Source organism: Kitasatospora sp. NPDC058406 (assembly GCF_042722765.1).
GTDB lineage: Bacteria > Actinomycetota > Actinomycetes > Streptomycetales > Streptomycetaceae > Kitasatospora.
Genome location: NZ_JBHXKE010000120.1, coordinates 20,829 through 27,678, shown reverse-complemented (window position 1 = coordinate 27,678; position 6,850 = coordinate 20,829). Strand labels below are relative to the sequence as shown.

Here is a 6,850-nt window from a genome sequence, read left to right as displayed (position 1 = left end):
TGTTCCGTGGTTCTCGACGGTGACGGGGGAGCGGGTCACGGAGCCGGTGGACGCGGCCTACTGGTGGTCCAACCTGCGCGACCAGGTCCGCTTCGCCCCGGTGATCAAGGCTCTGGCCGACTCGGGGCACCAGCTCTTCGCGGAGGTGTCGGGGCACCCGGTGCTCACCGTGGCGCTGGAGCAGTGCGCTCCGGACGCGGGGGTGTGGGGGACGCTGCGCCGGGGCGAGGACGGCCCGGCCGGGCAGATCCGCGCGCTCGGCGACGCCTGGACGCGGGGCGTCCGCGTCGACTGGTCCCCGTGGTTCTCCGGCCTGCGCCCGCTGCCCGACCTGCCGACCTACCCCTTCCAGCGCCGCCGCCACTGGCTGACGCCCGAGGAGCAGCGCCGCGACCAGGGCGGCGACCCGGAGTTCTGGAACGCCGTCGAGGGCGGCGCCGAGTCGCTCGCCGACGAACTCGGCCTGACCGCCGACGCCGTCGAACCGGTGCTCGACGGGCTGGCGTCCTGGCGGGCGCGCCGGAAGCTGGCGTCCACGATCGACGGCTGGCGGTACGCGGTCGGCTGGGTCCCGCTGCCCGTCCCCACCCCCACCCCCGCGCCCGCCTCCGGACCGGGGCGCCCCGAGGGCCGGTGGCTGCTCGTCAGGCCCGAGGGCGTCGACACCCCCGTGCCGGACGGCCTCCTCCCGGACGCCGACGTGCTGGTCCTGGACGCCGCCGCCGACCGGGCCGCGATGGCCGCCGCCCTGCCCTCCGGGCCGTACGACGGCGTGGTGTCGCTGCTGGCCCTCGACGAGAGGCCGGTGCCGGACCACCCCCTGGTCGCACGCGCCGTCGCCGGCTCGCTGACGCTGCTCCAGGCACTCGGCGACGCCGGGATCGACGCCCCCGCCTGGGTCCTCACCCGGGGCGCGGTCGGCGTCGGCGGCGCCCCGCTCAGCCTCGCCCAGGCCGAGGTCTGGGGCCTGGGCCGGATCGCCGGGCTCGAACTGCCCGGCCGCTGGGGCGGACTGGTCGACCTGCCCGAGACGCCGGACGCCCGCTCCGAGGAGATCCTCGCCGCCGTCCTCGCCGGCGCCCTGGGCGCGGAGGACCAGCTCGCGATCCGCGCCGACGGACTGTGGACCCGCCGGATCACCCCGGCGCCGGCCCGCCGGGGCGGGGAGGGCTGGCGGCCCCGGGGCACCGTCCTGGTCACCGGCGGCACCGGCGCGCTCGGCTCCCGGATCGCCCGATGGGCCGCCGCGAACGGCGCCGAACGGATCGTCCTGACCAGCCGGCGCGGCCCCGGGGCGCCCGGCGCCGCCCGGCTGGGCGACGAACTGGCCGCGCTCTGCCCCGAGGTCCGGATCGTCGCGTGCGACCTGGCCGACCGGGCCTCCGTCGAGGCGCTGCTGGCCGAGGCCGGCCCCGTCGACGCCGTCGTGCACGCGGCCGGGACCGGCGCGAACGTGCCGTTCGACGAGACCGACGTCGCCCTCGTCGAGCGCCTGCTCGCGGGGAAGGTCGCCGGCGCCGTCCACCTCGACGCCCTGGTCGGCGACGTGGACGCGTTCGTCACCTTCTCGTCCATGTCCGGCGTCTGGGGCAGTCAGGCGCACGCCGCCTACGCGGCCGCCAACGCCGCCCTGGACGCGCTCGCCGAGCAGCGGCGGGCCCGCGGCGGCAGGATGACCGCCGTCGCCTGGGGCTCGTGGGACGAGGCCGGGATGGCCTCGGCCGAGGTCGGGGCCCAGCTGCGCCGGCGCGGCATCGTCCAGATGGCGCCGGAACTCGCGATCGAGGCGCTGCGCCGCGCGGTCGCCCAGGACGACACCACGATCTGCGTGGCCGACGTCGACTGGCCGCGCTTCACCGAACTCTTCACCGCCGAGCGGCCCCGGCCGCTGATCGGCGACATCCCCGCCGTCCGGGACGCGCTGGCGCAGGCGGCGGAGCCCGCCGGGGACGGGTCAGGTCTCGCCGCCCGCCTGGCGGGCCTGCCCGTCGCCGAGCAGGAACGGATCGTCCTCGCCTGCGTCCGGTCCGGCGCCGCCGCCGTGCTCGGCCACCCCTCCGTCGACGACATCGCACCCCGCAGGCCGTTCCGCGAGCTGGGCTTCGACTCGCTGACCGCCGTCGACCTGCGCAACCGGCTGCGCGCCGAGACCGGCCTGCCGTTGTCGGCCACGGTCGTCTTCGACCACCCGAACGCCGCCGCGCTGGCCGCGCACCTGCTGGCCCGGGCCGGCGGCACCGCGGCCCCCGCACCCGCCGTCGCCGTCACCACGGCCGACCGGGGCGAGCCCCTGGCGATCACCGCGATGAGCTGCCGCTTCCCGGGCGGCGTCGGCTCGCCGGAGGACCTGTGGCGGCTGGTGACCGACGGCGTCGACGCGATGTCACCGTTCCCCACCGACCGCGGCTGGTACCTCGGGGACCTGGTCAACGCGGACTCGGCGGTGCGCGGCACCACCTACACCAGCGAGGGCGGGTTCCTCGACGACGTCGCCGGCTTCGACGCCCGCCTGTTCGGGATCACGCCGCGCGAGGCCGTCGCGATGGACCCGCAGCAGCGGCTGCTGCTGGAGTGCGCCTGGGAGGCCCTGGAACGCGGCGGCCTGGACCCGCTGGGCCTGCACGGCACCCGGACCGGCATGTTCGCCGGAACGAACGGCTCGGACTACCTGTGGTCGATGGGCGTCTTCCCCAGCGAGCTGGAGGGCCACCTCGGCACCGGCAACGCGGCCAGCGTCCTGTCCGGGCGGGTCTCGTACACGTTCGGCCTCGAAGGCCCCGCGATGACCGTCGACACCGGCTGCTCCTCGTCGCTGGTCGCGCTGCACCTGGCCGGGCAGGCGCTGCGGGCCGGTGAGTGCGACCTCGCGCTGGTGGGCGGCGTCACGGTCATGTCGACGCCCGGCCCGTTCGTCGAGTTCAGCCGGAAGGGCGGGCTGGCCGGCGACGGCCGCTGCAAGTCCTTCGCCGCCGCCGCGGACGGCACCGGCTGGGGCGAGGGCGTCGGCGTGCTGGTGGTCGAGCGGCTCTCGGACGCGCAGCGACTGGGTCACCCGGTCCTCGCCGTGGTCCGGGGCAGCGCGGTCAACCAGGACGGCGCGTCCAACGGCCTGACCGCGCCGAGCGGCCCCTCCCAGCAGAAGGTCATCCTCCGGGCGCTGGCCGACGCGCGCCTCGAACCCGCCGACATCGACGCGGTCGAGGCGCACGGGACGGGCACCACGCTGGGCGACCCGATCGAGGCCAACGCGCTGCTGGCCACCTACGGAGCCGGCCGCACCGGCGACCCGCTCTGGCTCGGGTCGGTGAAGTCGAACATCGGCCACACCCAGGCGGCGGCCGGCATGGCCGGGCTGATGAAGACGGTGATGGCGATGCGGCACGGCGTGCTGCCGAGGACGCTGCACGTCGACGAGCCCTCCCCGCACATCGACTGGGCGCTGGGCGGCGTCGAGCTGCTCACCGAGGCCCGCCCCTGGCCGAGGACCGGCCGGCCGCGCCGGGCCGGGGTGTCGGCGTTCGGCGTCAGCGGGACGAACTCGCACGTCATCCTCGAAGAAGCACCGGAGGCGTCCCGGCCCCGGCCCGAGGCCGGGTCGCAGCCCGGGTCGCAGGGGGAGCCCGAGCCGGGCCGGCCGGTACCGCTGCCGCTGTCCGGCGCCGACGACGGCGCGGTCCGCGCCCAGGCCCTGGCGCTGCGGGACGTCCTCACCGCCGGGGCTTCCCCGGCCGACGTCGGCGCGACGCTGGTGGGCCGGGCGGCGCTCCCGGTGCGGGCGGTGGCGTGGGACGCGGAGGGTCTGGAGGCGGTGGCCGCGGGTCTGGGCCCGGTGGCCGGGTCGCCGTCGGGCAGCTCGGACGTGGTGTTCGTGTATCCGGGTCAGGGTGGTCAGTGGCTGGGTATGGCGGTGGGTCTGCTGGAGTCGCGAGCGTTCGCGGAGCGGTTGCGGGAGTGTGATGCGGCGCTGTTGCCGTTGACGGGGTTCTCGGTGGAGGCGGTGCTGCGGGGCGGGGACGACTGGTTGGCGCGGGTGGAGGTGGTGCAGCCGGTGCTGTGGGCGGTGGGTGTCGCCCTCACGGCGTGGTGGGAGTCGTACGGGGTGGTGCCCGCCGCGGTGGTGGGTCATTCGCAGGGTGAGGTGGTCGCCGCGGTGGTGGCGGGGGCGCTCACGATCGAGGACGGGGCGCGGGTGGTCGCGGCGCGTTCCGGGGCGCTGGTCGGACTGGACGGGCACGGCGGCATGGCCTCCGTCGGCGCCACGCCCGACGACGTCGCGGACTGGCTGGCGGGCCCGGAGTGGGCCGGCCTGGTGGTGGCCGCCGTGAACTCCCCGTCGCAGGTGGTGGTGGCGGGCGAGCGGCCGCTCGTCGAGGCGTTCGTGCCCTGGTGCGAGAGCCGCGCAGTCCGGGCCCGGCTGGTCGGCGTCGGGTACGCGTCGCACTCGCCGCAGGTGGAGCCCGCGCGTGAGGCCGTGTCGGCCGCACTGGGCGAGGTGCGCGGCGCGGCCCCGCGCATCCCGTGGTACTCGACGGTGACGGGGGAGCAGGTCACCGAACCGGTGGACGCCGCCTACTGGTGGTCGAACCTGCGGGAACAGGTCCGCTTCGCGCCGGTCGTGGAGAAGCTGGCGGCGAACGGCTTCCGGCTGTTCGCCGAGGTCTCCGGGCACCCGGTGCTCACCATGGCCCTGGAGCAGTGCGCCCCCGACGCCGGGATCTGGGGGACGCTGCGCCGGGGCGAGGACGGCCCGGCCGGGCGGATCCGCGCACTCGGCGAGGCGTGGGTCCGCGGGATCGAGGTCGACTGGCGGGCCTGGCCCACCGACGGCCGCCGCCTGCCCGACCTGCCCACCTACCCCTTCCAGCACCGCCGCTACTGGCTCTCGCCGGACCACGCGGGCGAGCCCCTCACCCGGGACACCGGCCTGCGCCACACCGTCGGCTGGGCCCCCGTGACGCCCGGCGCCGGTGCCCGGCTCACCGGCCGCTGGCTGGTCGTCGTACCCGCCGTACCCCACCCGCTCGTGGCGGCCGTCACGGCGCACCTGGCCTCGGCCGGTGCGGACGTGGTGACCGCCGGCGCGGGCGACGACGTCCCGCCCGGCGGGACCGCGGGCGTCGTGTCCCTGCTGGCGCTCGACGAGCGCCCGCATCCCGACCACCCGGCCGTACCGCGCGGCCTCGCGGACACCGTCTCCCTGGTGCAGATGCTGGACGGCGTGGACGCCCCGCTGTGGATCGTCACCAGCGGCGCCGTCGCCGTCGGCGGCGAACCGGTGCGCAGCCTCGCGCAGGCCCAGGTCTGGGGCCTCGGCCGGGTCGCCGCACTCGAACACCCCGGCCGGTGGGGCGGCCTGGTCGACCTGCCCGAGGCCGGCGCCGACGGGCTCACCGCGACGGGCCCCGCCGCCGACGGGCTCGCCGCGCTCCTCGCCACGACGGGCGGCGAGGACCAGATCGCGCTCCGCGACGGGCAGCCCTGGGGCCGCCGCCTGCGGCCCGCCCCGGCGACGGCCGAAGCCGGCTGGCGTCCGCGCGGAACCGTCCTGATCACCGGCGGCACCGGCGCACTGGGCGGGCACACCGCCCGCTGGGCCGTCCGCAACGGCGCGACCGGCGTGGTCCTGGCCGGGCTCCGGGGCCCGGACGCCCCCGGAGCCGAAGCCCTCCGCGCGGAACTCGCCGAGACCGGCGCGCAGGTGACCGTCGTCGCCTGCGACCTCACCGTCCGGGAGCAGGTGGACTCGCTCGTCGCCGGCCTCCCCGCCGACCTCAGCGCCGTCGTGCACGCGGCGGGCGTCGCCCAGGACACCCCCGTCGCCGACCTGACAGCGGCCGAGACCGCGGCCGTGACGGGCGCCCGCGTCACCGGGGCGCTCCTCCTGGACGAGCTCCTGGCCGGCACCGAGCTGGACGCGTTCGTCGTCTTCACGTCCGTGGCCGGCGTCTGGGGCACCGCCCGGCACCCCGCCTACGCGGCCGCCGACGCCTTCCTCGACGCGTTCGCCGACCGGCGCCGCGCCCAGGGCCGGCCGGCCACGGCCGTCGCCTGGTCACCGTGGGCGGGCGGCGGGATCGCCGCCACGGCGGCGGCGGACGGCTCGCTGCTCCGGCTCGGCATCCGGCCGCTGGACCCCGGCCGGGCGGTGGCCGAACTGGCCGCCGCACCGGCGTCGCTGGTCGTCGCGGACGTCGACTGGGCCCGGTTCCTGCCGGCGTTCGGCCTGGCCCGGACCGGCCGCCTCCTGAGCGAGCTGGAGGCCGCCGCCGACCGCGGCCCGGACCGGCCCGAGGACACCGACGCCGCCGCCGCGCTCCGCGACCGCCTGGCCGCCCTGCCGCCCGAGGACGCCGAGCGCGAACTGGTCGACCTGCTGTGGGGACACATCGCGGCCGTCATCGGCATTTCCCGCGCCGACAGGATTCCGCCGGACCGTGCTTTCCGGGAAATCGGATTCGACTCGGTCACGGCCGTCGAGCTGCGCAACCGGGTGAATGCGTCGACCGGGTTGCGGTGCCCGGCGACACTGGTCTTCGACCATCCCACGCCCGCCGCACTCGCGGCGTATCTGCGAATTCACATGGTTCCGGACAATTCCCGTTCGGTCCTCGACGAACTCGACGGCATAGAGCAGCGGCTCACCGGATCCACCCCGGACACGATCACCGGGACCAAGCTGCGGATCAAACTCCGTTCGCTGCTGTCCCTGCTGGACGCGGGGGGTTCCGAGGCGTCCGCGGCGGCGCCGGGGACGCCCTCCGGGGATTCCGACGACGACCTGCTGAAGTTCATCGACTCGCAGCTCGGACGGGCCTGAGCGGGCAGGCCCCTAGGGGAGCGCTAGGGGTTC

The 6,850-nt window shown here is 77.0% G+C and carries 1 protein-coding gene; it reads left to right on the top strand.

Annotation, left to right across the window (positions count from 1 at the left end; translation table 11 throughout):
• Nucleotides 1-19: 19 nt before the first annotated feature.
• Nucleotides 20-6,817, top strand: coding sequence for an SDR family NAD(P)-dependent oxidoreductase (locus ACFWOG_RS23175; RefSeq protein ID WP_380360702.1), 6,798 nt, complete (start codon nucleotides 20-22; stop codon nucleotides 6,815-6,817).
• Nucleotides 6,818-6,850 lie beyond the last annotated feature (33 nt).